This window comes from Limosilactobacillus oris DSM 4864 (genome assembly GCF_001434465.1).
Taxonomy (GTDB): Bacteria; Bacillota; Bacilli; order Lactobacillales; family Lactobacillaceae; genus Limosilactobacillus; species Limosilactobacillus oris.
This window is the reverse complement of record NZ_AZGE01000001.1, coordinates 153,805-177,855: the sequence shown is the minus strand read 5'-3', so window position 1 is coordinate 177,855 and position 24,051 is coordinate 153,805. Positions and strand designations below refer to the sequence as shown.

27 protein-coding genes and 1 tRNA gene are annotated in these 24,051 nt (G+C 50.1%); 7 read left to right on the top strand and 21 right to left on the bottom strand.

Annotated elements, in window-relative coordinates:
- Nucleotides 1-130: 130 nt before the first annotated feature.
- A complete protein-coding gene (locus FC49_RS00930) occupies nucleotides 131-664 on the top strand; it encodes a GNAT family N-acetyltransferase (protein WP_003714892.1) in 534 nt (177 codons plus the stop codon).
- 216 nt (nucleotides 665-880) lie between these two features.
- On the opposite strand, the gene FC49_RS00925 is transcribed toward FC49_RS00930, so the two are convergent.
- Nucleotides 881-1,165 (bottom strand): MDR/zinc-dependent alcohol dehydrogenase-like family protein, encoded by a 285-nt coding sequence (locus tag FC49_RS00925; protein ID WP_003711913.1) that lies wholly within the window; start codon nucleotides 1,163-1,165, stop codon nucleotides 881-883.
- A 160-nt stretch (nucleotides 1,166-1,325) separates the two neighbouring features.
- Nucleotides 1,326-2,099: a (S)-acetoin forming diacetyl reductase gene (locus FC49_RS00920; protein WP_003714897.1), complete on the bottom strand. Its 774-nt coding sequence runs from the start codon at nucleotides 2,097-2,099 to the stop codon at nucleotides 1,326-1,328.
- Nucleotides 2,100-2,263: 164 nt separating this feature from the next.
- Between FC49_RS00920 and FC49_RS00915 the strand changes: the two genes are divergently transcribed.
- Nucleotides 2,264-2,575, top strand: a complete 312-nt coding sequence (locus FC49_RS00915) for a hypothetical protein (protein ID WP_003711816.1) — start codon at nucleotides 2,264-2,266, stop codon at nucleotides 2,573-2,575.
- A gap of 272 nt (nucleotides 2,576-2,847) precedes the next feature.
- Here FC49_RS00915 and FC49_RS00910 read toward each other — a convergent pair whose 3' ends face one another.
- The 5 genes from FC49_RS00910 to FC49_RS00890 form a co-directional block, all read right to left on the bottom strand.
- The gene (locus tag FC49_RS00910) at nucleotides 2,848-4,044 is read right to left on the bottom strand and encodes a phosphopentomutase (protein ID WP_003711814.1); all 1,197 of its coding nucleotides are present in this window, start codon (nucleotides 4,042-4,044) and stop codon (nucleotides 2,848-2,850) included.
- Nucleotides 4,044-4,766 (bottom strand): nicotinamide riboside transporter PnuC, encoded by a 723-nt coding sequence (pnuC, locus tag FC49_RS00905; RefSeq protein WP_056983809.1) that lies wholly within the window; start codon nucleotides 4,764-4,766, stop codon nucleotides 4,044-4,046. The genes FC49_RS00910 and pnuC overlap by 1 nt, the downstream gene beginning before the upstream one ends.
- A 3-nt stretch (nucleotides 4,767-4,769) precedes the next feature.
- Nucleotides 4,770-5,507, bottom strand: a complete 738-nt coding sequence (locus tag FC49_RS00900) for a nucleoside phosphorylase (RefSeq protein WP_056983807.1) — start codon at nucleotides 5,505-5,507, stop codon at nucleotides 4,770-4,772.
- A gap of 5 nt (nucleotides 5,508-5,512) precedes the next feature.
- Nucleotides 5,513-6,187, bottom strand: a complete 675-nt coding sequence (locus tag FC49_RS00895; protein WP_235804856.1) for a Crp/Fnr family transcriptional regulator — start codon at nucleotides 6,185-6,187, stop codon at nucleotides 5,513-5,515.
- A 185-nt stretch (nucleotides 6,188-6,372) separates the two neighbouring features.
- Entirely contained in the window at nucleotides 6,373-8,301 is a 1,929-nt protein-coding gene (locus FC49_RS00890; protein WP_056983803.1) for an amidase family protein, read from the bottom strand.
- A 170-nt stretch (nucleotides 8,302-8,471) separates the two neighbouring features.
- Here FC49_RS00890 and FC49_RS00885 point away from each other — a divergent pair, with 170 nt between their 5' ends.
- Entirely contained in the window at nucleotides 8,472-9,413 is a 942-nt protein-coding gene (locus FC49_RS00885; RefSeq protein ID WP_056983800.1) for a diacylglycerol/lipid kinase family protein, read from the top strand.
- Nucleotides 9,414-9,509: 96 nt separating this feature from the next.
- Here the strand turns inward: FC49_RS00885 and FC49_RS00880 are convergent, their stop codons facing one another.
- From FC49_RS00880 to FC49_RS00850, 7 genes are all read right to left on the bottom strand, one after another.
- Nucleotides 9,510-10,454: a sugar-binding transcriptional regulator gene (locus FC49_RS00880; RefSeq protein ID WP_056983798.1), complete on the bottom strand. Its 945-nt coding sequence runs from the start codon at nucleotides 10,452-10,454 to the stop codon at nucleotides 9,510-9,512.
- A gap of 136 nt (nucleotides 10,455-10,590) precedes the next feature.
- Nucleotides 10,591-11,244: a deoxyribose-phosphate aldolase gene (gene deoC, locus FC49_RS00875; RefSeq protein ID WP_003713003.1), complete on the bottom strand. Its 654-nt coding sequence runs from the start codon at nucleotides 11,242-11,244 to the stop codon at nucleotides 10,591-10,593.
- An 86-nt stretch (nucleotides 11,245-11,330) separates the two neighbouring features.
- Nucleotides 11,331-12,476, bottom strand: a complete 1,146-nt coding sequence (locus FC49_RS00870) for an ArgE/DapE family deacylase (protein ID WP_056983795.1) — start codon at nucleotides 12,474-12,476, stop codon at nucleotides 11,331-11,333.
- A gap of 186 nt (nucleotides 12,477-12,662) precedes the next feature.
- Nucleotides 12,663-13,316: a nitroreductase gene (locus FC49_RS00865; RefSeq protein WP_056983793.1), complete on the bottom strand. Its 654-nt coding sequence runs from the start codon at nucleotides 13,314-13,316 to the stop codon at nucleotides 12,663-12,665.
- A 24-nt stretch (nucleotides 13,317-13,340) separates the two neighbouring features.
- Nucleotides 13,341-14,024 carry a DUF554 domain-containing protein gene (locus FC49_RS00860; RefSeq protein WP_056983791.1) on the bottom strand — a complete coding sequence of 228 codons (684 nt, stop codon included), beginning with the start codon at nucleotides 14,022-14,024 and terminating at the stop codon, nucleotides 13,341-13,343.
- 529 nt (nucleotides 14,025-14,553) lie between these two features.
- Nucleotides 14,554-15,249 carry a hypothetical protein gene (locus FC49_RS00855; RefSeq protein WP_003713042.1) on the bottom strand — a complete coding sequence of 232 codons (696 nt, stop codon included), beginning with the start codon at nucleotides 15,247-15,249 and terminating at the stop codon, nucleotides 14,554-14,556.
- A gap of 15 nt (nucleotides 15,250-15,264) precedes the next feature.
- Complete coding sequence (locus FC49_RS00850) at nucleotides 15,265-15,837, bottom strand: TIGR01440 family protein (RefSeq protein ID WP_003713001.1); 573 nt, start codon at nucleotides 15,835-15,837, stop codon at nucleotides 15,265-15,267.
- A gap of 136 nt (nucleotides 15,838-15,973) precedes the next feature.
- Between FC49_RS00850 and FC49_RS00845 the strand changes: the two genes are divergently transcribed.
- The 4 genes from FC49_RS00845 (at nucleotide 15,974) to FC49_RS00830 (ending at nucleotide 18,264) form a co-directional block, all read left to right on the top strand.
- Nucleotides 15,974-16,046, top strand: a tRNA-Arg gene (locus tag FC49_RS00845).
- Between the two features lie 163 nt (nucleotides 16,047-16,209).
- A complete protein-coding gene (locus FC49_RS00840) occupies nucleotides 16,210-16,617 on the top strand; it encodes a hypothetical protein (RefSeq protein WP_003712999.1) in 408 nt (135 codons plus the stop codon).
- 433 nt (nucleotides 16,618-17,050) lie between these two features.
- On the top strand, nucleotides 17,051-17,410 hold the full coding sequence (locus FC49_RS00835) for a zinc ribbon domain-containing protein (protein WP_003713040.1): 360 nt from the start codon (nucleotides 17,051-17,053) through the stop codon (nucleotides 17,408-17,410).
- Nucleotides 17,411-17,466: 56 nt separating this feature from the next.
- Nucleotides 17,467-18,264: an HAD-IIB family hydrolase gene (locus FC49_RS00830; RefSeq protein WP_003713009.1), complete on the top strand. Its 798-nt coding sequence runs from the start codon at nucleotides 17,467-17,469 to the stop codon at nucleotides 18,262-18,264.
- 58 nt (nucleotides 18,265-18,322) lie between these two features.
- Here FC49_RS00830 and ubiE read toward each other — a convergent pair whose 3' ends face one another.
- From ubiE to FC49_RS00800, 7 genes are all read right to left on the bottom strand, one after another.
- Nucleotides 18,323-19,033 (bottom strand): bifunctional demethylmenaquinone methyltransferase/2-methoxy-6-polyprenyl-1,4-benzoquinol methylase UbiE, encoded by a 711-nt coding sequence (ubiE, locus tag FC49_RS00825; protein ID WP_056983789.1) that lies wholly within the window; start codon nucleotides 19,031-19,033, stop codon nucleotides 18,323-18,325.
- A gap of 225 nt (nucleotides 19,034-19,258) precedes the next feature.
- Nucleotides 19,259-19,993 carry a LutC/YkgG family protein gene (locus FC49_RS00820; RefSeq protein WP_003713018.1) on the bottom strand — a complete coding sequence of 245 codons (735 nt, stop codon included), beginning with the start codon at nucleotides 19,991-19,993 and terminating at the stop codon, nucleotides 19,259-19,261.
- On the bottom strand, nucleotides 19,986-21,497 hold the full coding sequence (locus FC49_RS00815) for a LutB/LldF family L-lactate oxidation iron-sulfur protein (protein WP_056983787.1): 1,512 nt from the start codon (nucleotides 21,495-21,497) through the stop codon (nucleotides 19,986-19,988). The genes FC49_RS00820 and FC49_RS00815 overlap by 8 nt, the downstream gene beginning before the upstream one ends.
- Nucleotides 21,498-22,307: a (Fe-S)-binding protein gene (locus tag FC49_RS00810; RefSeq protein WP_003713026.1), complete on the bottom strand. Its 810-nt coding sequence runs from the start codon at nucleotides 22,305-22,307 to the stop codon at nucleotides 21,498-21,500.
- Between the two features lie 168 nt (nucleotides 22,308-22,475).
- Nucleotides 22,476-22,952: a nucleoside 2-deoxyribosyltransferase gene (locus tag FC49_RS00805; RefSeq protein WP_003713031.1), complete on the bottom strand. Its 477-nt coding sequence runs from the start codon at nucleotides 22,950-22,952 to the stop codon at nucleotides 22,476-22,478.
- Nucleotides 22,953-22,983: 31 nt separating this feature from the next.
- Nucleotides 22,984-23,145 (bottom strand): hypothetical protein, encoded by a 162-nt coding sequence (locus FC49_RS10025; protein WP_003713011.1) that lies wholly within the window; start codon nucleotides 23,143-23,145, stop codon nucleotides 22,984-22,986.
- The gene (locus tag FC49_RS00800; RefSeq protein ID WP_056983785.1) at nucleotides 23,142-24,026 is read right to left on the bottom strand and encodes an alpha/beta hydrolase; all 885 of its coding nucleotides are present in this window, start codon (nucleotides 24,024-24,026) and stop codon (nucleotides 23,142-23,144) included. Before FC49_RS00800 ends, FC49_RS10025 begins: the two co-directional genes overlap by 4 nt.
- Nucleotides 24,027-24,051: the final 25 nt, after the last annotated feature.

The following is a 24,051-nucleotide window of genomic DNA, read 5'->3' as shown; positions in this document are numbered from 1 at the left end:
TATGTCCGGTCCGTTGCGAATTTGCTTTGCTACTTTGTTGAATACTGGGCGTTGATGCTTTTTCGCTAAATTGACAGTCAACTGGCAGTGAATTAGAATGAAAAATTAAAGCAAAGAAAGGACTGAAATTATGACCAAACAAGCTCAAGGCCACTTTAGAGCAGTTACCAGCAGTCCCCAGGACTTAGCCCAGCTGGAAGCAATTATGCGGGAGACGTTTACGGATACCTTTGCTAACGAACAGTCGGCAGAGGATTTAAACGCTTTCTTAGATAAAAATTATAATCAGTTGGTGCTGAAACGTGAATTGACGGACCAGGACTCAGAAACATTCTTTTATAAGGTTGACGGCCAGCCAGCAGCATATTTAAAGGTCAATTGGAACGCAGCTCAGACTGAAAAGCAATTTGAGAATGCATTGGAAATTCAGCGGATTTACGTCCGGCAGCAATTTCAAAAACTGCACATTGGTGGCATCTTAATGCGGCACGCGCTGGAAATCGCTCAGCAGCAAAATCGTGACCGAATCTGGCTTGGCGTCTATGAACATAATTTAAATGCCCAAGGTTTTTACCAACATTTTGGTTTTCAACGTGTCGGCCAGCACACGTTTACGGTGGGCACGGATCGCCAAACAGATTTTTTGCTGGCAAAGAAGTTGTAAAAGTTACGCTAACACACGTTATTTGTGGTTAAACAGCAAGGCAATCAAAATGATCAAAATTGCTGTTTCCGGGGGCTTTCTTAAATCAATCGCACTAAAACTATAATTTTAATGACAGGTTGATTTTTAAATTAAGGTCTGCCCTGTTTAGCTAATTATCCATAATAAAAATAAAATCCCTGGACAAAAATAACACTGTTCAGGGATTTTACTAGTTTATTTAAATGTAATGACCGGCTTGATGACCTTGCCGCTGGTGAAGTCGTCAAAGGCCTGGTTGACTTGATCGAACGAGTAGAACTTCATCAGTTTATCAACAGGAAACTTGCCTTTCTTAAAATACTTGATGAGTTTGGGGATGAAGAGTTGGGGAATGGCGTCACCTTCAATCAGACCGATAATCTGCTTGGATTCACCCATGATGTCCATCCCGGTCAGGTTCAGTTTACCGGCAATCCCGATTAAATATAGCTTCCCATCGGTTCCCAACGAATGCAGCAAGTCTGTGATTAGCGGTCCGAATCAACGGCGTAATCTAAGCCAGCTGGTACGATTTTGCGGATGGCGGTCTCCATTAGCCGTGTTAATTACATCGGTCGGTGCTTTTGGCATGAAAAAAGCCCAGCTGAGCAAGAACTCACTGGACTTTAGAATGATTATTCTAGTGGAACTGCATTCCACCGTCGACTTCAAGAGTTTGACCGGTGATGTAATCGGAATCTGGACCAGCCAGGAAGGCAACGGCATTGGCAACGTCCTCTGGTTCGGAGAGCCGCTTCAGGGCGATGTCCTTAGCAAAGGTCTGCATACCCCATTCATCACTCTTGCCGGCGTTTTGACCAACCTTGTGGGCAATGTCGTACATCATTGGCGTCTTAACGATTCCCGGAGCAAAGGCGTTCACGGTCGTCCCTTCTTCAGCCAGTTCACGAGCAACAACCTGGGTGATTCCCCGAATGGCAAACTTAGAGCTGGAGTAGACAGTCAGGTTCGGGTTACCAACCACCCCGGCTTGGGAAGTGGCGTTGATAATCTTGCCTGGGTGACCGAGCTTCTTGAACATCTCGTGAGCGGCCTGGATTCCCCAGATGGTCCCGTAAACGTTGATTGTGTAAACGTAATCTAAGTCGTCCTTAGTAACGGTATCAATCGGCGTCGTTGGGGCAACCCCAGCGTTGTTAACAATTACATTGAAGTCCCCGTACTGGTCGACAGCCTTTTGCACTGCTGCGAAGACTTCTTCACGCTTGGAAACATCAGCGGTTACTGGGAAGGCTTCCCCACCGTTCTTCTTAATTTCGTCGGCGACTTCCTGCAGTTTGTCCATGTGCCGGGCAACCAGCACTACTGAAAAGCCGTCCTTAGCCAACCGCTTGGCGATTGCTTCACCAATTCCTTGACCGGCACCGGTGACTAATGCTACTTTGTTTGCCATAATCGATTCTCCTTCATATGTTTGTTTTTTCACTAACTGCGGTAATTATACCCTGATATGTTAAAAACTGTCAATGCGTAATTAGTGTAAATTGCCAGCACACCGCGGCAATTACTCATTGACCATGCTATAATAAGTTTTGCACTAACATGGAGGAGAGGAAAATGGCAGAAGAAAACTATCAGAGTAATGAGCAGGAACCCGGGACGTTAGACCAGCCGGATGCTGACCGTTCTAGCTGGGAACTGAAAAGCCTTGATTATGATGAAACGCTGGCCGTCCTAAACGGCGAGCAGAAAGTTCAACCGGAATTTGCCTTTGCGGATGACGTGCTAGCGAAAATCAGGAAGGACCAGCCGGAGCTCAAAAGTGGCGAGGACCTGAACAGCGTCATTGAAGATAAGTACCAGCAAATTCTCTTGGCCCGCTACAATGTCGACCAGGAACAGAATGTTACCGTTAATAAAGATAAGTAAAAAAACTCGGCACCGTTGTCCTTTTAACAATTGGTGCCGAGTTTATTCTCTCCCAAACAATAAGTGCTTTAGTAACAAAACCTCCCTAGTGTTCCCAAGCAGGCTTATTGTACACCGTTATGGACATTAAAGGTGCACTTTTCAGTAAATGGACGAATCTTTCAGTGACGGGCAGCTTTCATTACTTTAGCTGGTCGCACCCTCATGGTTATGTTGCCCTTCACCAACTCTAAAACAGCCACCCCCCCGCACTGCGAGTTGGTGGCTGTTCGTTATTGTAATTGGCTTAGGAAGCTGCTCCCATACCGTCCTGCCGGCAAGTTGAAGTTTTCCAGCACCGTGGCGCCAAAGTCTGCAAAAGTCGCCCGGGTACCAAGTGTCCCGTGGCCTTGCATCGATGGTGAGTATACGAGTAACGGGACGTTTTCCCGTGTGTGATCCGTTCCCGTAAAGCCAGGGTCGTTGCCGTGGTCGGCGGTGATCACGAGCAGGTCGTCATCATGCAGCTGGTCCAGCACGGTTCCCAGTCGCTGGTCAAAGTCCATCAGGGCCTGACCAAAACCGATTGGATCTCGCCGGTGGCCGTACATGGCGTCAAAGTCAACCAGGTTGGTGAAGCAAAAGCCAGTAAAGTCCTGCCCCATTACCTCGTCGACGTGATCCATCCCGTCCATGTTGTTCTCGTTATGAAAAGCCTGTCCGAAGCCCCGCCCCGAGAAAATATCGTTCGTTTTGCCGATTGCAATCGTATCCCAGCCAGCTTGGTGGAGCTTGTCAATAGCTGTTTCACCAGTCGGCTCGAGGCTAAAGTCCCGCCGGTTGGCAGTGCGAGTAAAGTGGTCCTTATCTGGGCCAATGTACGGTCGGGCAATCACCCGGCCAACAATGTTATCCGGTCCGTTCAACAGGGTACGGGCATACTGGCAAATCCGGTATAGCTCAGCCAGTGGAATGACATCTTCGTGGGCGGCAATCTGCATTACCGAATCACCGGAAGTGTAAACAATCAGTGCACCGGTATCCATCTGCTGTTCGCCATAATCATGGATGACGTCCGTCCCCGAGTAAGGCCGGTTAACAATCACCTGCCGGCCGGAAAACTCTTCCAGCTTCCGGATAATCTCGGCTGGGAAACCCTGCGGAAAAGTTGCTAATGGCTGTTTGACCGGCAAGCCCATCATTTCCCAGTGACCGTCCATACTGTCCTTGCCAGCGGAAATCTCGGCCATCTTCCCCTGGTAACCAAGGGGCGCCTTTGCTGGTGCGATTCCCAAAATCGGCTGGTCACGGAGGTTGCTGATACCGAGCCGGGCGAGGTTTGGCAAGTGTAGCTGGCCATGGTAGGCCACGCCGACGTGGCCGAGAGTGTCGGCTCCCAGGTCACCGTACTGAGCTGCGTCCGCCGCGGCTCCGGTGCCAACAGAGTCCAAGACAATGCCCAAGACCCGTTTATATTTTTGATAATCCATTACTTCGTGGTTCCCCCTTCGTTATCCGCTTCACCGCTTGCCCAGACCTTGGTAGCGTAAACGGAGTTGAACAGCAAGGCTGCTTGCAGTGCAATTTGTGACAGGTCGCCGCCGAAGGTTCCAATGTGAACCCCCATTTGGAAACGAACCGCGAGGATAATCCAGTAGATGATGTTGGCAGTGTTGACCCAAATCCACAGGGACCAGTTTTCCTGGTACTTTAGGATGTAGAGCAGCTGGGCAATGAAACTAACCACCAGGTTGAAGGAGTCAAAGTATGGCAGCTGACCGTTGAACAAGCCGATGAAGTACCAGCCAATGAAGTAAGCCACTACGACCCCAGCGAAGACCCACCGCCGGACCTTTGGGCTAAACCGCTTGGTAGCGTCGTCATGTCCCCACATAAACCAGCCGATCGGTTGTGAAATGACGTAGAAGATGTCCATCACGAAAGTTCCCCAGGTGTGACTCTGCCAGGCAACGTAGGTCATGGCAATACACTGGATAAAACCGAAGATAAAGGTGACCTTCCGCCCCTTCATCCCGTAAACCAGGGCCAGGGTACCAAAGACTCCGGAGAGCATTCCGATCCAGCTATCTGGGGCGATGAGGTAGACCCCAACTTGCAGTAATAGCAGAATCGTGACGTAAATTACTTCAAACTTCTTCCATTTGCTGAATAGCTGGGTAAACAGCCAGCTGTGGTTACTTGTATTAGTCATTGTTTATTCCTCCTCCAGACTCTGATCGCTTAAAATATCTAACGCTAACTTGAGTGATGCGACTTCCCCATTGGCCATCAGGTCATCCCCGTTGACCAGGTCGTTGACCCCGGCGGCCAGGTCGCCCTCATACAGGACGACGTTGTTTAGAATCGACAGGGTCTTCATCCCCCGCTGCCGGCCAATGGTCATCAAGGCCCCGGATTCCATATCGGCGCCGACGATTCCCTTATCTGACCAGAAAGCCTCGTTTTTAGCATTATCGTCCATGTAGAAACCATCATGGGAACGGATAATCCCGTAGACTGCCTGGGGGGCGTACTTATGTGCCAGGGCCATTAAGCGGAATGCCGGTACTGCCGGGTAAATTCCTGGGACGTATTTTTGAGTGAGCCCGTCATCGCGAACGACCCCCTCACCGATAATCAGTTCTCCCAGACCAATACCGCTCTGCATGGCTCCAGCCGAACCAACCCGGATGACCTTCTTGACGTTGACATTATGGAGCTCCTCAACCCCGATCCCAGCAGACGGGGCGCCAATTCCCGTTGACATCACGAGAATGCGCTTGTTTTTGTATGTCCCGAGGATGGACTTGTATTCCCGGTTAAAAGCCCATCCCTGGACGTCATCCAATAGCTGGGTTGCCGTATCTACCCGGGCGGGATCACCAACGATTATGGCACTATCGGTTCCGATTTCAGTAGTAAGCTGGGTGTGTGGTTGTTGTTCTTCTGTCATGGTAGCTAATCCTCCGTTTCCACGATTTTGCGTAGGGTTTGATAATCGGTGATTTTGATGGTGGCGTGGTCGATCCTAATAACGTCAAGGTCGGCCAGTCGCTTGAGCACCCGGTTGATATTCCGGTAAGAAGTATCCACTTCATAGGTGATTCGTTCCCGGGTAATCGGGATGTGTTCATCGGCACAGTTGAGAAGGAAGAGACCGATTTGCTGCAAAGCGGAGTGCATACTGTAGCGTTCCATTCGTTTGGTCAAGTGGTAGATTTGCGCTGAAAGATTGCTAATCAGCTGGTCGGCGAAGCGGTGGTCCCTTTGCGACCATTCGACGAAATCGGCATTGCGAATTGCGAGAACCGTAATTGGCGAAATGTTAATAATTGAGGCACTGTATGGCCGGTTGATAATCGCTTCCTGCTCGCCTAAAAACATCCCCGCGTCATAGACATCCAACACGACTTGCTTCCCACTAGGCGAATTAAGGAAAACCTTGACCCGCCCCTTGACCAGTAGATAAGTAGACTGGTACTGCTCTCCCTGGTGCAGGATAAATTGCTTGCTGTCAAAATGCTTGACCTGCATTCGCTCAATGATGTTAAGCGGCGCCGTTTTAACTAGCTGGCGAACGCGTTGGTCAGAGTTGATTGCTGTATACACTTCTTTAATATCCAAGAGTATCACCCTCACTCTATGTAATTATTATAATTGGTAGCGCTTACGATTGACTATGTCACCTGTCCTTAATATACACGAAATTTGTGTTTTTTGTTCATTAAGTCCCTATATTTGAGGACATTTGTCCCCGGAGTTTTTCGACTAGTTGAAAAAAAGCCCCGTGCTGCCGAGGGCACGGGGTGATCAAAAGATTAACGTTGTTTGTGGCGGGTTTCAGTATCAACGGCCAATAGGGTCAACAAGCTGCCGATTCCCAGGACAACCAGGATGGTTGACTGCTGGTTGCCGGTTTGGGGGAGCCCTGGTTGCAAAGCGCTAACTTCCCTGGTTTTGTGACTACCTGTGCTTGCTAGCCGGCTGCCCGCAACCATGCGGTTATTCGCCAGCTGTCCGCCTGTTGCCCCTGCTTCTTTGGTCGGAGCTGTTGCCTGCGGGTTGGCGGCTTGCTTTGGCGGTAGGACTTGCGCCCGGTAGTCATTGAGAAAGTGGAACTGCTGGTGGTCCTCAAATAGTTTTCCAAGCGCTAAGAGAACCAGGTCGCTGCCGGGGGCACCCTCCAGCTGGATCCCGAGCGGCAACCCCGCCGCACTAACGTAGGTTGGCAAACTGAGCGCCGGCTCCCCTGCTACATTGGCAAGCTGAGTAAAGGGAGTTTTGCTCAGACCGTGAAGCCAGGCCGCATAAATCAAATTCATTTGGTCCTTGAAGTTTAGGTCCTTAATCTGTAGCAGCTTAGCTACGTCTGCTGGCATGAAGGCTGGATCACTGTTCAGCGGGGCGGCCGTAGCGGTTGTTGGAGTTAAGTAGATAGGGTACTGCTGATGAAAGGCAGCCATCTGCTGGTGAACCGTAGCCAGACCGTCCTGGTATTGCTGGCGCACGTTTTTGGGAGCTTTGCGGCTGGCTTCGTAGAGCGCGTAAGTCATTGGGCTGACTAGCCCCGCCTTGACGTCTTCGGCAGTCAGGTTGCGGTGGTACTTTTGCTGGAAAAGAAAGTTGGCGACGGAGCCATCACTAAGGGCTCCCAGGTAGTAATTCTGCATTAGCTTAACGCCGTCGACGGGGCTGTCCTGCTCGACCACATTGAACCCCTGGGTGCGCAGAAATTGGACAGCATTGAGAACCGCTGCCCGGGCGTCCTGACTAACCGGGGTGCCTACTGGCGAAACTAAGGAATAGGCAATCCTGAGTGAGCGTAAGTCTTGGGGAAGGGACTTTAATGTTCCAGCCTGTTGGGGATTTAAGAGGCCCTTTAAGAGGGTCACTGTGTCGTTAATGTCCCGTGTCTCCGCAAAGTTGACCACGGATGGCGTTGTTGAATCGCCAATGATCAACCCCTGGGTTGGCTTGAGGCCGATTACCCCCGACCAGGAAGCAGGAATCCGTAGTGAGCCCCCGGCGTCGTTCCCGGTCGCAATGGGAACAATGCCCGCGGCAACGCTTGCGGCTGCCCCACCAGAGGACCCGCCGGGATTGCGGTCCAGACTCCACGGGTTATGCGCGGGGCCATAGAGGTTGGAGTTAGTGATGTTGATCAACCCTAGTTCGGGATAGTTAGTCTGTCCGAGAATAATAAAGCCGAGGTCCTTTAAGCGTTGGACGAAATTTTTAGTATAGTGTGACTGGACACCCTGCTCGTAAGGCAAGCCATTTGTGTTGGGATAGCCCTTGTATGGCTGACCAATTCCCTTGATGAGGAGCGGAACCCCATAGAAAGGCTGCTCTTTTTGCCCCGCCTTTTGCAGGTCTTGCAATTGCTGGTTAGCATCGGCCGGATTTGTGTAGATGACGTTATTTAGCTGGTGGTTCTGCTGGTCGATCTGACGGTAGGTATCGTTGATCAGGTCCTGGTCATTGATTTTGCCATCCCGAACCTGCTGGGCGAGTGCTCCGGCGGATTGGTTGGCGAACCGTCCCGTTTCAGCTGGATTAGTGGTTTGCGACTGGTCGGCGTTCCCCTGCTGCCCGCTTTGCCTGGCAGTCGCCTGGGCAGTCTGGCTGCTAGTTGGCTGATTGCTAGCGGGAAGCTGATCGGCGAATGCCGGTACCGCGATGCTGAGATTTCCTGCCAGTAGAATCGCAGCAGCTAGCGTACTCCATTTTCTGCGATGATGATTCAAAATTGACACCCCTCCTGTAAAAAACTACCGTTATTATATAAACAAATGGCACCGCTTACAACTAATAACTATTGTCTATTTATGAGCAAGCCGGACATTGTCAATTAAGGAGTCGTTCATTTTGCGGTATAATGGGAGTATTGATTTTTACGGAACGGAGTAATGAATAAGTGCGGTACCTATTTTTGATTAACCCTCATTCTGGCAGTGGTAAGGGGATGGCAGTCTGGCAGAAAATTCATCACTACTTAGCAAGCCGGCAGATTGACTACCGGTACGTTTTCAGCAAGTACCCGGGACACCCACGCGAATTGGCGGCCCAGTGTGGTCAGCACCGCCCTGCTATCGACTGCTTGGTTGTAATTGGCGGGGATGGGACTCTCCATGAAGCGTTTAGCGGCCTGCTAATGACGGAAGCTCCGTCTTGCCCGATTGCATATATCCCAGCCGGAACCGGGAACGACTTTGCCCGCGGTTACCGGATTTCTACGAAGCCCCTCGTCGCCCTGCAGCAAATTTTAAATAATCGGCAACCCCACCCTATTAACGTGGGGTGTTATCGGGACCTAAACGCAGGGGAAGCGGGAATCTTCCTTAATAACTTTGGCATTGGTTTTGACGCCGCCATCGTCCATGCCACGAACCATTCGCGCGCCAAGGAGTGGTTGAACCACCACCATCTCGGGACCTTTTCTTATATTTTTAAGGCGGTTCATGTTCTCTTCACTCAGCCGGCATTTGAACTACGGGTAGCGTGCCAGGGCAAGGAAAAGGTTTTTCCACGGGCATTCCTAGCCATCGCCAGCAACCACCCGTACATCGGTGGTGGAATCTGTGTGGCGCCGGACCAGCGCATCGACGTGCGGCAGTTGGAGCTGGTAGTAGTAGAAAAACGGGGCTGGCTTCCCCTGCTGGGGGCAATGCTGGCCTTTGCTTCCGGCCGGATCACGAGCTCATCGTCCGCCCACGTCTTTCGCGATAGTCAGCTCAGCTACCGTGTCCGTCCGGCTCAGTACGGCCAAATTGACGGTGAGGAACCAGGTCGGCGGGCATTTTCGCTCGAACTTACCTGTCGTGACTACCCGGTGCGGCAGGAACCGTTGGCTAAGTAGGCATCAACTGTGATGTCAAATGCGGTATGAAAAAAGGCCGTCAAGTTCGGATTTCCGGCTTGGCGGCCCTTTTAAAGCATTCTAGGGCTAGAAATTTCAATCTTCCGCCAGCAGCTGCTGGGCGACATCAACGTCAGTAACCAGGGTGTTAGCATAATTTCCTGCCAGGGCCGCCCGAATTGCGGGGAGCTTTTTGGCGCCCCCGGCGACCAGGATGGAATCATGGAGACCCCTCAGCCGGTCGATTGGGAAAGCCATTGTCCGGGCGGTTAGCTCCTGGTTGACAATTTGTCCCTGCTGGTTAACAAACTGAGAGATAATATCCCCCACTGCCGTTTGCTGGAGACTTTGCACCTCGGCTGGGCTAAGGTAGCCAAGTTCAAAGAGGGTTGCGTCAGGGGCCGTGGTACCGACAGTGAAGATTGCAACCGTGGTTTTCATCATCGTGGCGATGACGTTGTCAATAAAACGATCCTGGGTGACCATTTCTTTGACCTTTTGGTTGGCGAAGATGACTGGTAGCGGCAAAATTTGGGCTTGGGTATGGAAACACTCGTTGAAGCGTTTGGTAACCTCAACCACATAATTGTTATGGGTCGAGTTAGCGACTGTTCCCTTGAGGTAGGTAATTTGAACCCCCTGTCGTTCACTAATACTAAGGTGTTTAGCCACTGCGTCGAGGGTTTGTCCCCAGCTAATTCCGAGGACGTCGTTGTCAGTCACGACTTGGGGGAGATAGTCCGCAGTTGCCTTGCCTAGGGCAGCTAATAGTGCTGCCTGCCCCTCCCCCGCTGGAGTAGCAATCAGCACGTTTTTGAGCTTAAACTTATTCATCAGCTGCTGACGGAGACCAGCGATGTCTTGCAGAGGATCAGTGACCTGGATTTTGACGATGTTAGTATCGCGGGCGTACTGTAAAGCACGCGAAATGGTTGGGCGGGACAGGTTGAGCTGTTTTGCAATTTGGGACTGCGTGGCCCCGTCAAGGTAGTACAGCTTGCTGATTTCAACTGCTTGTTTAATTTGCTTTTTGGTATCCATTAATTTTGCTCCCCTGGATTGGTTATTGTAGTTATTATAGCAAAGAAGAGGAATCTAAAGGAGTGGGACAAAACGAGCTTGCCTAGTTCGTCGCCCCACTCCCGTTATAGATTGGAAAAGTTAAGAAAGGAGTTGCTTATTCCTTACCGATAACCTTCATACTGTGGCTAACACCGAGCCGGGTCGCTCCGGCGTTGACCATCGCCTCTGCTTCTTCCGCGGAGTGGATGCCACCAGAGGCCTTAACTTGGGTGGTGGTTCCCGCAACCGCTGCGCTCATTAACTCAACATCGTGGACAGAAGCGCCACGGGTGGAGAAGCCGGTAGAGGTCTTGACAAAGTCGGCTCCCGCTTCGGCCACGATTTGAGAAGCCTTTGTAATTTCGTCATCGGTAAGCAGAGCGGTCTCAATGATCACCTTGACCACTTTCCCAGCGTCGTGACCGACCTTGACTAGCGCTTGGATATCATCGGCAACCTGAGTGTAATGCCCAGCCTTCATCTCACCGATATTCATTACCATATCAACTTCGTCCACCCCGTCAGCGATGGCCTGCTTAGTTTCAAAGACTTTGGCCGCTGTTGTCGTTGCGCCAAGGGGGAAGCCAATCACGGTTGCCGTGACAACATCAGTCCCCGCCAATGCCTGGTGCGTTTTAGCAACCCAGTAAGGGTTAATCATGACGGTGTGAAAGTGGTTATCAATGGCCTGCTTGATAACGGTGTCAACTTGCGCCTCAGTTGCGTCTGGGCTTAATAGGGTGTGATCAATGTACTTATTTAGTTCCATGTTGTTCAGCTCCTTAATTTGAGTACACCATTATCATAACATAATTTTACATATGTTCAAGTATCTATTTGCAAATGTAAAAATAACTAGGCAAAAAAGTCCTGCGCTAATTGCTGGTAGAAACGGCTGGCTTGATAAAAGGCTGTCAAATCCACGTATTCGTCGGTTTGGTGTTTGCTATCATTGCCCGGACCAATCAGGGCAATGTCGAAGTTCCCCTTGGCATGCAAGAATTCGGAGCCATCGCTGGCGCTGGTTTGTCCTGTCGGCCGGACCGGGCTCGCCAATAGTTTTTCATGGACCTTGCTAATCAGTTTGACCAGGGCGGAGTCCTTGCTACCGGGCATGGCCTCTTCGGGGTAGGAAAACTGGAGTTTGAGCTGGTGCTGCGGTTGCTGGTTCAACCGGTCAACCAGCTGGTTTAAGGCGTCAAAGATAACCTGGTTGGGGTATTCGGGAATCGTCCGGATATTCCCCTTGATAACCGCCTTGGCCGGGACACTATTGACTTGCTGTCCCCCCTGAAAAACACTTTGCACATGAGTGAGTTTGCCGAGGATGGGGTTGACCTGGTTGAAGGACGCCATCAATGGCCGAACTTGACTAGCAAAATCAACCAACTGATCGACGGCGTTGATGCCGTTCTCTGGCTGGGAGCTGTGGGCCTGCTTGCCAATTGCGGTGACGCTGTAATCGATTACTCCCTTGGCCGTGTAGCCAACCTCACTCAGGCCATTCGTCGGCTCACCGATAATAAGGCCGGCTAAGTCATCGGCGTAGCCAGCCTTGGTGAGCTGGGCTGCTCCGTACTCCCCTGTTTCTTCACCAACGGTAGCGAAGAGCCGAATCCGGCCGGGGATGGTATCAGTAGCGAGCATCTCGAGCATCATGACAAGCATTGCAGCGAGACCGCTCTTCATGTCGCTGGCCCCCCGCCCGTACAAGCGTCCGTTCCTGATGGTGGCGACAAAGGGATCGCTGGTCCATTGGTCGGGGTTGTCGGTGGCAACAACGTCTTCGTGACCACAGAAACCAAGCGTCCGGTCGCCTTCCCCGATGGTTACGACCAGGTTATCCCGGCCGGGCGCAAAGGGAACCCGATCGATTTGGACCCGCTTGCCGTAAGGCTGAAATAGCGACTCGATGAAGTCAGCTACCTGTGCTTCGTTACCGTTGACGCTATTAATTGAAATTAGCTTCGCCAGAGTTGCGACTTGCGCTTCTTTTTTCATCACAATGATTCCTCCTTAGTCCTTGCCATTAATGATACTCTTTGCTGAAGGGTGAAGGAAGAATAAATCAAAGAAAGCAAACTGGACGTCCGAAATCGGCAGAGCCCCGTTAAAGATAAGAGAAAACCCAGCAGAATCGGCTGGCAAGCTAATTCTGCTGGGTTCCTCACGCTCTCTTGAATAGAGTTAGTTAAAATGCAGTACGTTGCTTAACGGTACTCGTTGCGAATGGTAATGGTTGAGCGGCTGATCTGCGGGATAACCGAGAGAAATACCTACGAGCACCCGTTCGGTATCGGGAATTCCTAGAAAGCGACGGAGAATTTTGGGGAAGCGGGCACTGTTGTAGGTGGGAATTGAACCCAGTCCCCGGTTGGTAGCGGCCAGCATGAGGGTTTGGGCAAAGGCCCCGGCGTCAAAAATCGACCAGTCCGGGGATGCTTGGGGAACTGTTATAAAGAGAATCACCGGCGAATCATATAGGTTGTTGCTTGCCGTGCTCATTGCGGTATGGGCCTCGTCAAAACTGGGAAAGTGGTGGACGATATCATGCCGCCACTGTTTCATATTAGCCTGGGTACGTGGTGCCCACTCTTCCCTGCTCATCACCGGGAGGTCAGGCTGACTTGCCTGTCCGGTTTGGTCAGCTTCGCGGTAGGCTTTCTTAATCCGTTGCAGGACGGTTCCCCGCGCACAGTAGACTTGCCAGGGCTGCGAGTTGACCCAGGAAGGTGTCCGCTGGGCGACGGTGACGATTTCTTTGATTAGATCTGTCTCGACGGCCTGGTCGGTAAACTGCCGGACCGAGTGCCGTTTATTGACGACTTTGGTAAAATCCATAACGGTAAATCCCCCTTACCTAAATTAAATCAATCCCTTAGCGAGGAAGAACAAAATGGGAATCAATAGCGCTGGCAAAAAGTTCAGCGTTTTGATGTTTCGCAATTTTAGCAGAGTAATCCCGGTGGTTGCGATTAAGAAACCACCGACGATTGAAATCTCGGTAATGAGCTCGTTGCTGAAGAAGTCGGCTGATAAAAACTTGGCAATCAGGTAAAGCCCACCCTGCCAGCAGAAGAGCACCGGTGCGCAAACCAGCATTCCCCAGCCGAAACTGGCACCAAAAATAATTGCGGTTACAAAGTCGAGCATGGCATTAGTGTAAAGCATTGTCTGGTCGCCCTTCACTGCCGCCATTACCGGACCAACAATTGACAAGGCGCCGATGCAGTACAGGAGCAATGCGGTGGCAATCCCCTTGGCAAGCTGGGAATGACCGCCACAGCGTTCGATAAGGTGGTTATAATGTTCATCGATCTGCCACCAGGTCCCAAGAACGGCACCAACAGCCAGGCTAACAATAAACAGCACGGGATAGTTGCTTCGCGGCATGTTCAGAATTGTGTTTTCCAGGCCAATCCCGAGTGCAGCTAAGCCCATGGCGGCAAAGAGAACCTCCTGATATTTTTCTTTAATGCCGCCCTTAATCACACAACCGGCAACGGTCCCGACTAGCACCGCTATAAAGTTAACAATGGTGCCTACCATTGTGTTCATCCTCCCTATTCAATAGTTAACGTATCCGTACTAGAATACACTTACCAGTTTAAATTAGTTTAGGTGATTTCGCCAGTAGAAAAGATGGAGATGGTAGTCAGAAACTTGGTTCAGAATTTTAAGTTGAATTATTAATGTGAAAGATTGGTTGTTTGGACAAAGTAGACTGAATTTTTGCTAGAGGCCAGTTCATCTCAGCCCCGTGTTTTTGGCCCTCCCAACCCTAATCCGCAGCAAAACGAATTACTATTATTGGCCGGATCACTTATCAATCTATTAGCTTTTAGACGCTATTTACAACGTTTTTAGAATATTTTGATTATTTGGCATGTTTAGACTTGATATTATTTTTAATAATCATATAATAAATGGTGTTAGGTAGTTTATGGATTTGCTACTTAACTCCCCCAGAATCTAAATAATACTCTTTCCTAGAAACCATTTGAGTGTTACTTAGTGTGAGACCTCCCTATCTCACAAAAAAGGCATCGGTTCTTTCCGCCGATGTCTTTTTCTTTTGCTATTGATTATTTTCTTGGCTACTTGTGTTTGTGGTTACCGGGCTGCTTGTTGCAACAGCTGGACTAGCACCACCCTGTCTGACGCTACTGGTTCCGGTGGTATTGGCGTTGTTAACAGAGGCAGCTCGACTGACGCTAGATTGGCTCACTGCCGTCGGTGCAGAACTAATCGCCGTTGCCCTTGCCTGGCGAACGGTTAGGTCTTTAGCAACCTGCTTGCCGTTTCGCTTCGCAACCACCTGGTAAGGCCCGGCGGAGTCTAAGCTAATGACTTTCGTGGTGGTTCCACGTCCTCGAGCGACTGTGAAGCTCTGGTAGATATGTCCCGTGTTGCGGCCCTTAACTGTGACCGTGGTACCACGGGATACAGTGATTTTGATGTTGACCTGGCCGTTATCTTCCATCGTTACGTCTGAAGTAAAGTCTAATTTGATAGCTTGCTCAGCCTGTGACGATGTTGAACTAGACGCTGCTTTAACCGGTTTGGCGGGTTTGGCGGCCTGCCGGTGAGTGCTTACACCGGTGTAGACCGTGCCTCCAACGCCGACCAGGAAAACAAGCAACAGTAGCCAATTGAAGAAGATCGCTCCCCTACTGATTTCGGTATTGCCTTTTTTAGTGCGGCGAACCTGACGAATGAACTGGATTATTAGTAGTAGCAGAGCAAGCGCTGCGCTGATGATGAAAATATTCATGCGAACTCCTATCCGTTAATTATTGCCGTGTTCGTTGAAGGGATCCCAGCGGTACTTCGCCCGGGGACCACCAATGTATTTCGGCCGGGATCTGAGATAGGTAGTATGGGCATTGCCAATTTCGGTAACTGAGGTTCTGACCGGGACCTGAACAAATTTGACATGCATGCCGATTGAAGTATCTCCAATGTCCATTCCGGCTTCCGCTTGGATATGTTCAACTTCAACTGGATCATTCATGCTTTCAAATGCTGCAATTTGTCCCGCCCCACCAGCGTGGATTTGGGGATAAACCATCACGATTTCCAGTCCCCGTTCCTTAGCGACTGAGCGTTCAACTACCAGTGCCCGGTTAAGGTGCTGACATCCCTGCACTGCCAGGTGGATTCCAAGCGGTTTGATGATGTCGAGAATTGTTTTAATGATTGCCCGGCTAATTTCAATGCTGGGGAATTTACCAATCATTTTGCCCTGGACTTCACTTGTACTAAGGCCGACAACCAGGATATCTCCCTGATTAAGATTAGCCTCTGCTAGTAGTTCGTTAAGTCCCTGCTTCGTTTCTTCTTTGATCGTTTCAATATTCATAATTATACTAAAGCCTCCTTTAGCTACACTACTAGTTTAGCATTTTTTAGGATTAAGTGGTCGTTTTAATGATTATTCTGGTTGCTATCTTCACCCTGCTAATTTTGCCTAAAAGGGTTATAATTAATTATGTGAAGCGCTCTTAGTGTAACCGGATAGCACATGAGATTTCGGTCCTCATGATCCGGGTTCGAGTCCCGGGGAGCGCATTTTTTATGGGTTTTGAAGCGCATTATAAAATACTAAACCGCTATTAAATTAGTACTCTGAGTGCTTTGTTGTAGGCCATAGCCATTCGACAAGTGAGTGGTTATGACTTGTCCAAACACTGAAGACACTAAAAGCTGAAATAAATTTCTTGGGGGAATCACAATGAAGAAAATTAGCTTATTATGTTTTACTGCATTAATGGGCCTGTCACTGGCAGCATGCGGGAATAACAATTCTAATAAGAAGGCTACAAGCAGTTCCACTCATTCTTCTAGTAAAGTAGTAAAGCATCATAAGAAAAGTAGTGAAGAATCGTCATCGCAAGTCCAACAGCAAAGCCAGCAGCCACAACAAGCTACAGCACAACAATCACAAACAAACAGTAGCAATAGCGCTGATGGTAAAACAGTAATCGCTGGTCATAGTTTTCATAGAGAAAATTTTTATGGAAATAGTATTTTAGTTGGTGACAACGGTGAAGGTGAAGCAGGAGAATGGGCCGCTAATAATCCAGCCACTCAAAATGATCCTAATGTTGAGGCCCAATTAAAGTCAGCATATGGTAATTAACTCAATCTCTCTTTACCATTTTAAAAATGAAAATGCAACAGCGCAGTAGCCGGATGGCAGTTCAAATGCTGATAAATCAGTATTTGCCCCTATAAGCTAACCGCGCGTCGACGGAGGTAGGAGACGTAGTTCTGTCCCACCTCTTTTATTATATGCAATTTTGTAATGGAAAGCTCAATTATAATTAGAAGAACTTAAACGTATTAATTGAGCTGCAAAGAAACGAGACCTTACTAAAAGTATATTTTAAGTAGTTTTGAAGAAAATTGTATCAATAATCTGCGGACGCTGTGACCGTGTAATGTTATGTACCATAAATTTAAGCTCTCCCCGCTCCGCTATAGGATGGCGGCTTATCGTCTGTTATAATTATTAGCAATAATCAGCGTGCAATTTCAACGCTGAAAATTTCGCTCAAGGAGTATTGACTGTAATGGATAATCAAAGTACTATGGCGTCGCAAAACGATGCTAGACAATTCAAGTTCTGCCAAAACTGTGGTGCCAAGATTGATATTAACGCGGTAATTTGCCCGCATTGTGGTGTTGCGCTTCCCGCATTCACCCCCGCAAGTTCGACGCCTGCCGCTACCACCACTGATGGTAAGGAGGGGTCCTATTGGTGGAGCGTCCTCGGTTTCTTCGTTCCGGTTGCTGGACTGGTTCTTTACATTGTCTGGCGCACCAGCGAGCCAAAGAGTGCCAACGCGGCGGGCCTGGGAGCCTTGATTCACGTTGTATTGTGGACCGCCATTTTGGCGTTCTTTGTTACACTCGCTATAATGACAGCATAGGGTTGCCGGTGCTGCTCATTTGGACCAGTCCTGTTCATCTTTAAGGAGGGATGCTGATGCACTATCGTTACGTTGCTGTGGATATTGACGGGACCCTGCTTGACGATCATGACCGCTACGACCAAGTGCGCCTTGCCAAAGATATTTGCGCCCTCCGTCGGCAAAACGTCACCTTCTTAATTGCAAGTGGAAATAGCCTTGATGCCTTACAGACGCAGTTCGGTAAGCTGGTCAATAACTTCGTGGCAGAAAACGGCGGTCGGGTCGTGGTTGCCGAGCACGAGATTCGTGGAGTTGCCCATCGGCCAGAGACGCTTGCTAAGCTGTTAGACTACATCCATTGTCTCCCCCAGCCAGACCTCCTCTCCCTATCTGCCGCTAGTCAGACAATGATTCCCCAGAAATTCGCGTCAGTACCGGTCCCCTACTATCCTCATCATGCCTATTTTAAGCGGCTGGTCGAGATAAGGGAGCCGGTTTACAACGTCAATGTTAACTGGTATCAGCGTCAGCTGCCCTTGGATCAGATCCAGCAGATTGCCCGCACGATTAACTGGACCTTCCCAGAAGTCAATGCTACGTATAGTGGTACCTATGGCATTGATATTCTTCCCCACGGCGTGAATAAGGCCCGGGGGCTGCGCAAGTTTGTCCAGTACACTGGTGGCAGCATGGACCAGGTCGTTGCCGTTGGTGACACCTCAAACGATGTGGAAATGGTCTCAGCGGTCGGGCTCGGCCTTGCTATGAGAAACGCCACCCCAGATTTGCAAAGCGCCGCCGCTGCCGTGACCATTGCCGATAACAACCATGCTGGCCTGCTTAGAGCAATCGAAGCGCTCTTTTCTTTGTGACCAATAATAAAGGCTCTAAAGTCCCTGAACTTCTTCAAGGATTTTAGAGCCTTTCTCACTATTTCTTGCCAATATGCAGGGCCCCCGCTCCCCAGTTGAGTTTGGTGTAGTGGCAGCTGTGGAAACCACTTGCCTGCATCATCTGTAACAGCTGGTCGGCCGAAACAAACTGCTGGGCTGTGGTTTGCAAGTACTGGTAATCCGCGGCCTTTCCGCCAAAGAGTTGTGCGAGGTGAGGAAAAACATGGAAATAGGCTCGCCAACCAGCTTTTACCACTGGGTTAATCGGCTGCGACATTTCCAAACAGGCAAATTGCCCGCCTGGCTCAAGGACACGATAAGCCTCGGCGAGCACTTGATTGGCATCTGGAACGTTGCGCAGGCCAAAGCCGATGGTAACCACGTCGAATGCCCCAGCAGAAAACGGGAGCGCCATTGCATCGGCCTGGATGAGTTCAATATCTTTACCCAGCCCGGCTTTGCGAACCTTTGCTTCTGCATGTGCGAGCATGTCCTGGTTAAAATCTAGGCCGATTGTTCGGCCACTCGGCCCCACCTGCCGGGCAAGGGCAATTGTCAGGTCCCCCGTCCCGCAGCAAAGGTCGAGACAGTCCATACCGGCTTTAAGTGTTAACTGGTCAAACAGCTTTGCCCGCCAGCTCTTTTGCGTTCCCAGGCTGATAACGTTATTAAGCAGATCATATTTTCCTGCTACCCGGGAGAACATTTCATTGACTTCATTTTCAGAGTGGTGATTGGTTAATATCATTTATCTCCGCTGTGTCAGTACGGGAACTCGGCTAATTTCCGAGCAGAAAAGAAACACAGCACTCCCTCCATGATGAATCCTGCCGACCGGTTGGTGGAGGTCAGCAATTCTTGACGATTGAGCAGTTGTCCCGTACTTGCTCTTCACAACCAGCCTGTTATTAAATATAGCACCGCCAGACTAGAAAAGCTATCAAGGCTTGTTCGCACTTGATAGCTTTTAATCTTAACGGTCGGCGACGACGAGGTAGGTGCATTCAATTGGTCCGTGAACCCCGACGACCAGCTCCATCTCGATATCACCAGAATTGGAAGGACCAGAAATAAAGGTAATTGCGGAGGTGGCTAGGCCGTCAGTGAACCGGTCCTGATACTTTTCCACTGCTTCTCTAGTAGACCGTACCAGGCCGCTTTTAGGAACGATTGCTAAGAACCGGGTAGGCAGGAAATTGAAGCCCCGCCCCTGCGCCGGACTATTAACCACGGTAACTGTCCCCGTGGAGGCAATCAGGTAGTCAGCCATCCCAACCGCCAAATCAGCCTGGTTGGCATACTCCTCGTTAGTCATGCGGTCGGCTTGCGGGGACCAAGTGTTGACCGTTGCCACGCCCGAATGCTGGTACCAGTCCCCTAGTCCATAATTATCCCAAACTGCCTGGTCAACTCCTGGCAGAAGCAAGTTTTGAATGTCCTTCTTTGCCGCTAGCTGACGGAGGTAGTCTGCGACCTCCGCGGCCGGTTTTTCGACAACCGTCGCGTTAACCGATTCGCTATTTTTAACTGCCTCTGTGTAAAGCTCTTCGGGGCTTTTGTCAGCTAAGAGCTGGTCTGGCAGGTCATTCAGCGGCTTGAACGGATAATCGGCCAATTGGTGGCGTTTCCGGCCACTGGCCTTTTGCAGGCGGTTAAGAAACTGCTCGCGGTTCTCCTTGCTATTAGCTTGTTCTAAGAGACTACTCATCTGCCTGTCCTCCTTCCTTTTTGACAATTGGTGCGGGTTCTACCGGCTGGTGGTGCTTATACCAGTGGCGGAAGTTATTCTTGGCCTTGGGCGGACGTGGAACGTCACGGGTATCGATCCAACCATGGATCAGCTTTGGCGCTGCCTTTGGTACGTAGTCGATCTTCCCGCCATCGTACATTGGCTCAACTGAATTTGGCCCGCCATCAGTAAAGAGCTTTGTCCCCGGATGGGCCATAGCTAGTGCTGAATCAAAGAGAAATGGTGAACCGGTCCCGACGCCGACCATCTTTAGAATCAGGTTGGTCATCGAGTGGTCCATGTGCTTATCGTCCATCTCAACGATCCGGTGTTCTCGAATCAAATGTTGGAGTGGAATCTTGACCGGACAGGTTTCGGTGCAGGCCGCGCAGAGAGAACAAGCGTATGGCAACTCTTGAAACTGCTCGTAACCGCCCAGAATTGGTGACAGTACCTCACCTAATGGTCCAGGATAAATCGAACCGTAGGCCTTACCACCGATCTGCCGGTAAACCGGGCAGACGTTCATGCAGGCACCACAGCGAATACACTGGAGGATAGGCTCAAACTCAGTTCCCAGGGCCTTAGAACGCCCGTCATCAACGATTACGACCCAGAAGTCTTCTGGACCATCAACTTCGCCCGCCTTTTGCTTTCCGGTAAAGGTACAGTAGGTCGTTAGCTTTTGCCCGACCGCACTCCGCGCGAGCATGTTGTCCAGTACTTCCGCTTCCTTCATCGATGGCACGATCCGTTCCATTCCCATTACAACTACTTGGGTCTTGGGAATAGCCATCGTCAAGTCGGCGTTTCCTTCGTTGGTGTCTAGGTTAATCATCCCGTTGTCAGCAATGGCGAAGTTGCAGCCGGTAATGCCAAAGTCAGCGTTCATGAAGTACTTCCGCAGGTAGCCACGGACGAAGCGGGCCTCGTGCTGGGGATCATTGTCGCCATCGTAGCCCAGTTTCTGGAACTCCTTTTGAATCTGGTCACGGTTCTTGCCGAGAGTCGGGAAAACAATGTGAGCTGGCTCGTCCCAGTTGTCTTCCTGGAGGATGAACTCGGCTAGGTCACTTTCCAGCAGGTTGACACCAGGAATCGACAGCAGGATCTTGTCCAGGTCAATTTCGGTCGTGACCATTGACTTAGATTTAACGATGTTCTTCGCCTTTTTTGCAATTGCCAGTTCCTTAATGAACTGGTGAGCTTCATCTTCCGTCTGGGCAAAGAAGACGTGGCCTCCCTGCTGCTCAACATTACCAGCGAATTCTTCCAGGTAGTCTGGCAGGTATTTGAGAACGTGCTGCCGGATCTGTTCTGCTAAGTCCCGCCACTCGTTCCAGTGCCCGAGTTCTCGCCGGGACGCAGTACGCTTAACAAACTGGGCGTCCTGGGCTTTGGCGATTGCGGTGCGCATAAACTGGTCTGATTCTGCTTCTTTTACCCGTTGCTTGAAGGGTTGGTTACTCGTTGCGATTCCCATTTAAAACACCCCTTCCCCGTTGGCTGGAACGACCGCTTCATCAGTATCCTTCAAATATTTAATCCTGCTTGGGTCGACATCGTGGTTGAGTACTTCCGCAATGTGCATGACCTTAATGTGTTGGCCGTTTCGGTTCATATAGCCCGCAATATTCATTAGACACGAAGTTTCCATCCCCACCAGGATATCTGCCTTGGTATCCATAATGTTCTTGGCCTTGTCGGCAACCATCGCCGTGGAGAGCTCAGGCTCCTTGGCAGAGAATGTACCACCAAAGCCGCAGCACAGCTGAACATTATGCAACGGAATCCGCTTAATCCCCTTAACATGGTCCAGGAGGACAAACGGCGCCGTTCGTTCACCGAGTAGCCGGGTCATGTGGCAGGACCGGTGAACCGTAATGGTAGCGTCCAGCTCGGCCCCACAGTCGACGACCCCAAGCACCCGATAAATGAATTGGCTAAATTCATAAATCTTATCGGCAACCGCGGCCGCCCGTGGCCCGTACACCGGATCATCCTTTAAAATGTCCTTGTATTCCTTAATCATGAACACACAAGAGCCGGTAGGACCAACGATGTAATCCGCGTCCAGACTCAGCAGAGCATCAATTTCGTTTTTAAACGTCTTCAGCGATTCCTTAGCATAACCGCTGTTATAAGTTGGCTGCCCGCAGCAAACTTGCTTGTCCGGCAGAAAGGTCTGACAGCCCAGGCGTTCGAGCACCTCGACCATTGACTTGCCGACGTTTGGAAAGAGCAGATCAACTAAGCATGAAGAAAAAATACATACTCGTGGTTGATTATTCATAATAAAGCACCCAGCTAAACTTCCTAGTTGAGCTTCCTCCCTTCGTTATCTATCGCTATATTAGTCTTTTTAATATTGTAAGCGTTTCAAACAGAACTGTCAATTTTTTGATTATCAATGTAATATAAAAAGGATTATGGCGAGCTGGTCACCATAATCCTCTTCACATTAATATACGCTACCTTCGTAGAAGTTATAGCTAGGCTGGTTGAAGTTAAACTTGGCAAGGTCTGACATCTTAATAAAGTTGTCCGCGATTCCCCAGGTCATCAGGTTGATCGGCTTGCCAAAGTCCTCGTCAGGGATAACCACCGTGATGTACTTGCCCAGGGCATTTGCCATCCCTAGTTCGATCCCCATTCCGACGTCTTCTTCCTCAGGAATGTAGACTGCTAAAACCATGTCCGAAGTTGAGACCCCGACCCGGTCGCCATTGTAGGTTGCAGTTGCCCACTCCCGGTCTTCCAGCAGTTCTGGGTGTTCGTCTACCCGGAGGCCCTTGTACTGGTGTTGGAGAGGAACATAGGAATTTTCAACATCGACTGTCGGGTTAGCTTCGATTGCCTTCATAGCCTCTTGGTAGGCCCGGTTTTGCTTGTCGGTGAACCAACCAGCACAGAAATAAACGGTCTTGCTCTTATTCATAAAAAATAACTCTTCCTTTCAAAATGGGTGCTTAACGCTCTATGGCGTCTAACGTCTGTTTGATAATTTGCTTAGCTGCCGTAGCGACCGACAGCTCATGAGCGGCCGCGTAGTCCCGCAGCTTTTGGTAAGTTGTCAAATCGGCGGCGCCCCGCCAGATCAGGCCGGTTACCTGACCGTGTTCCTTCTTCACTCGGAATCATCCTTTCCCCAGAGTTGGTGTGCGACGTAGCGAAAAATTGTTTTGCGAGCATGCAGCTGGCTGTGGGTGGTGTTCGGGTAAATTTTTTGCTGGTAGCTAATCGTTGGGTGGCCCTTGACCAATGAACGCAGCATTTCAGCCTGGATCAACGGCACCGCCCCATCTGTGCGGGTACTCCCCGGCTTGGTCCCCATGATATTATAAATCATTATGGGGTAATCAGGCTGCCAAGTCCGCATTTGCTGGCGGAGACGAAGAAAGTTTTGGTCGTGTGAGTGGTGGATTAGATGGTAGTGATAATCTAACCGGGCCGAGAGGCTTTCCTCAACTGGTACACCTAAGAAAATTAGCTTGTGCAGTTTTAACTTGCTTTGCAGTGTCGGTGAATTCAAATAGGCGTGCATAAATTCAGTTCCACCATAGGAGTGCGCGATGACATTGACCTGGTGAAGATCGTAATGGCTTTGCAGGTAAGTCAGGACAGCAGTGAGCTGCTTGACCTGTAGATGAAATGTTTGATTATAGTTCCAGTCGTAGAGAACTTGAATCAGCGGGTTCTTTTGGGTCTTCGAGAGGTGTCCGGACACGCGGATGCTTCCCCAGGGTGAAACCCAGATGGTCAACACCTTCTGCGCCAGGTGGTGACTCTGATAGTAGTTGATCATTTTGTCATACGTAACTGTGCTACCGCCCCAACCGGGGATCAATAAGGTGGGCGTTGTTGAATATTCGGTGTCTGCCCGCAAATCAGCTTCACGCAGGGGCCGGCCAGGTGTCCCGCGCAGCAGGTAAAGCTGTACACAGCCGCCGATAACGAACACACTAGCAATAACCAGGCCCAAGCCCTTTAAAAATTTCTTGATAGTAACCATCCCTTTGTTCAACTAATCCTTAAAT

Coding starts and splice junctions, on each gene's coding strand:
- FC49_RS00930 (WP_003714892.1), top strand. CDS start 131: ATGACCAAACAAGCTCAAGGCCACTTTAGAGCAGTTACCAGCAGTCCC.
- FC49_RS00920 (WP_003714897.1), bottom strand. CDS start 2,099: ATGGCAAACAAAGTAGCATTAGTCACCGGTGCCGGTCAAGGAATTGGT.
- FC49_RS00915 (WP_003711816.1), top strand. CDS start 2,264: ATGGCAGAAGAAAACTATCAGAGTAATGAGCAGGAACCCGGGACGTTA.
- FC49_RS00910 (WP_003711814.1), bottom strand. CDS start 4,044: ATGGATTATCAAAAATATAAACGGGTCTTGGGCATTGTCTTGGACTCT.
- pnuC (WP_056983809.1), bottom strand. CDS start 4,766: ATGACTAATACAAGTAACCACAGCTGGCTGTTTACCCAGCTATTCAGC.
- FC49_RS00900 (WP_056983807.1), bottom strand. CDS start 5,507: ATGACAGAAGAACAACAACCACACACCCAGCTTACTACTGAAATCGGA.
- FC49_RS00880 (WP_056983798.1), bottom strand. CDS start 10,454: ATGGATACCAAAAAGCAAATTAAACAAGCAGTTGAAATCAGCAAGCTG.
- deoC (WP_003713003.1), bottom strand. CDS start 11,244: ATGGAACTAAATAAGTACATTGATCACACCCTATTAAGCCCAGACGCA.
- FC49_RS00870 (WP_056983795.1), bottom strand. CDS start 12,476: ATGAAAAAAGAAGCGCAAGTCGCAACTCTGGCGAAGCTAATTTCAATT.
- FC49_RS00865 (WP_056983793.1), bottom strand. CDS start 13,316: ATGGATTTTACCAAAGTCGTCAATAAACGGCACTCGGTCCGGCAGTTT.
- FC49_RS00860 (WP_056983791.1), bottom strand. CDS start 14,024: ATGGTAGGCACCATTGTTAACTTTATAGCGGTGCTAGTCGGGACCGTT.
- FC49_RS00855 (WP_003713042.1), bottom strand. CDS start 15,249: ATGAATATTTTCATCATCAGCGCAGCGCTTGCTCTGCTACTACTAATA.
- FC49_RS00850 (WP_003713001.1), bottom strand. CDS start 15,837: ATGAATATTGAAACGATCAAAGAAGAAACGAAGCAGGGACTTAACGAA.
- FC49_RS00840 (WP_003712999.1), top strand. CDS start 16,210: ATGAAGAAAATTAGCTTATTATGTTTTACTGCATTAATGGGCCTGTCA.
- FC49_RS00835 (WP_003713040.1), top strand. CDS start 17,051: ATGGATAATCAAAGTACTATGGCGTCGCAAAACGATGCTAGACAATTC.
- FC49_RS00830 (WP_003713009.1), top strand. CDS start 17,467: ATGCACTATCGTTACGTTGCTGTGGATATTGACGGGACCCTGCTTGAC.
- ubiE (WP_056983789.1), bottom strand. CDS start 19,033: ATGATATTAACCAATCACCACTCTGAAAATGAAGTCAATGAAATGTTC.
- FC49_RS00820 (WP_003713018.1), bottom strand. CDS start 19,993: ATGAGTAGTCTCTTAGAACAAGCTAATAGCAAGGAGAACCGCGAGCAG.
- FC49_RS00815 (WP_056983787.1), bottom strand. CDS start 21,497: ATGGGAATCGCAACGAGTAACCAACCCTTCAAGCAACGGGTAAAAGAA.
- FC49_RS00810 (WP_003713026.1), bottom strand. CDS start 22,307: ATGAATAATCAACCACGAGTATGTATTTTTTCTTCATGCTTAGTTGAT.
- FC49_RS00805 (WP_003713031.1), bottom strand. CDS start 22,952: ATGAATAAGAGCAAGACCGTTTATTTCTGTGCTGGTTGGTTCACCGAC.
- FC49_RS00800 (WP_056983785.1), bottom strand. CDS start 24,026: ATGGTTACTATCAAGAAATTTTTAAAGGGCTTGGGCCTGGTTATTGCT.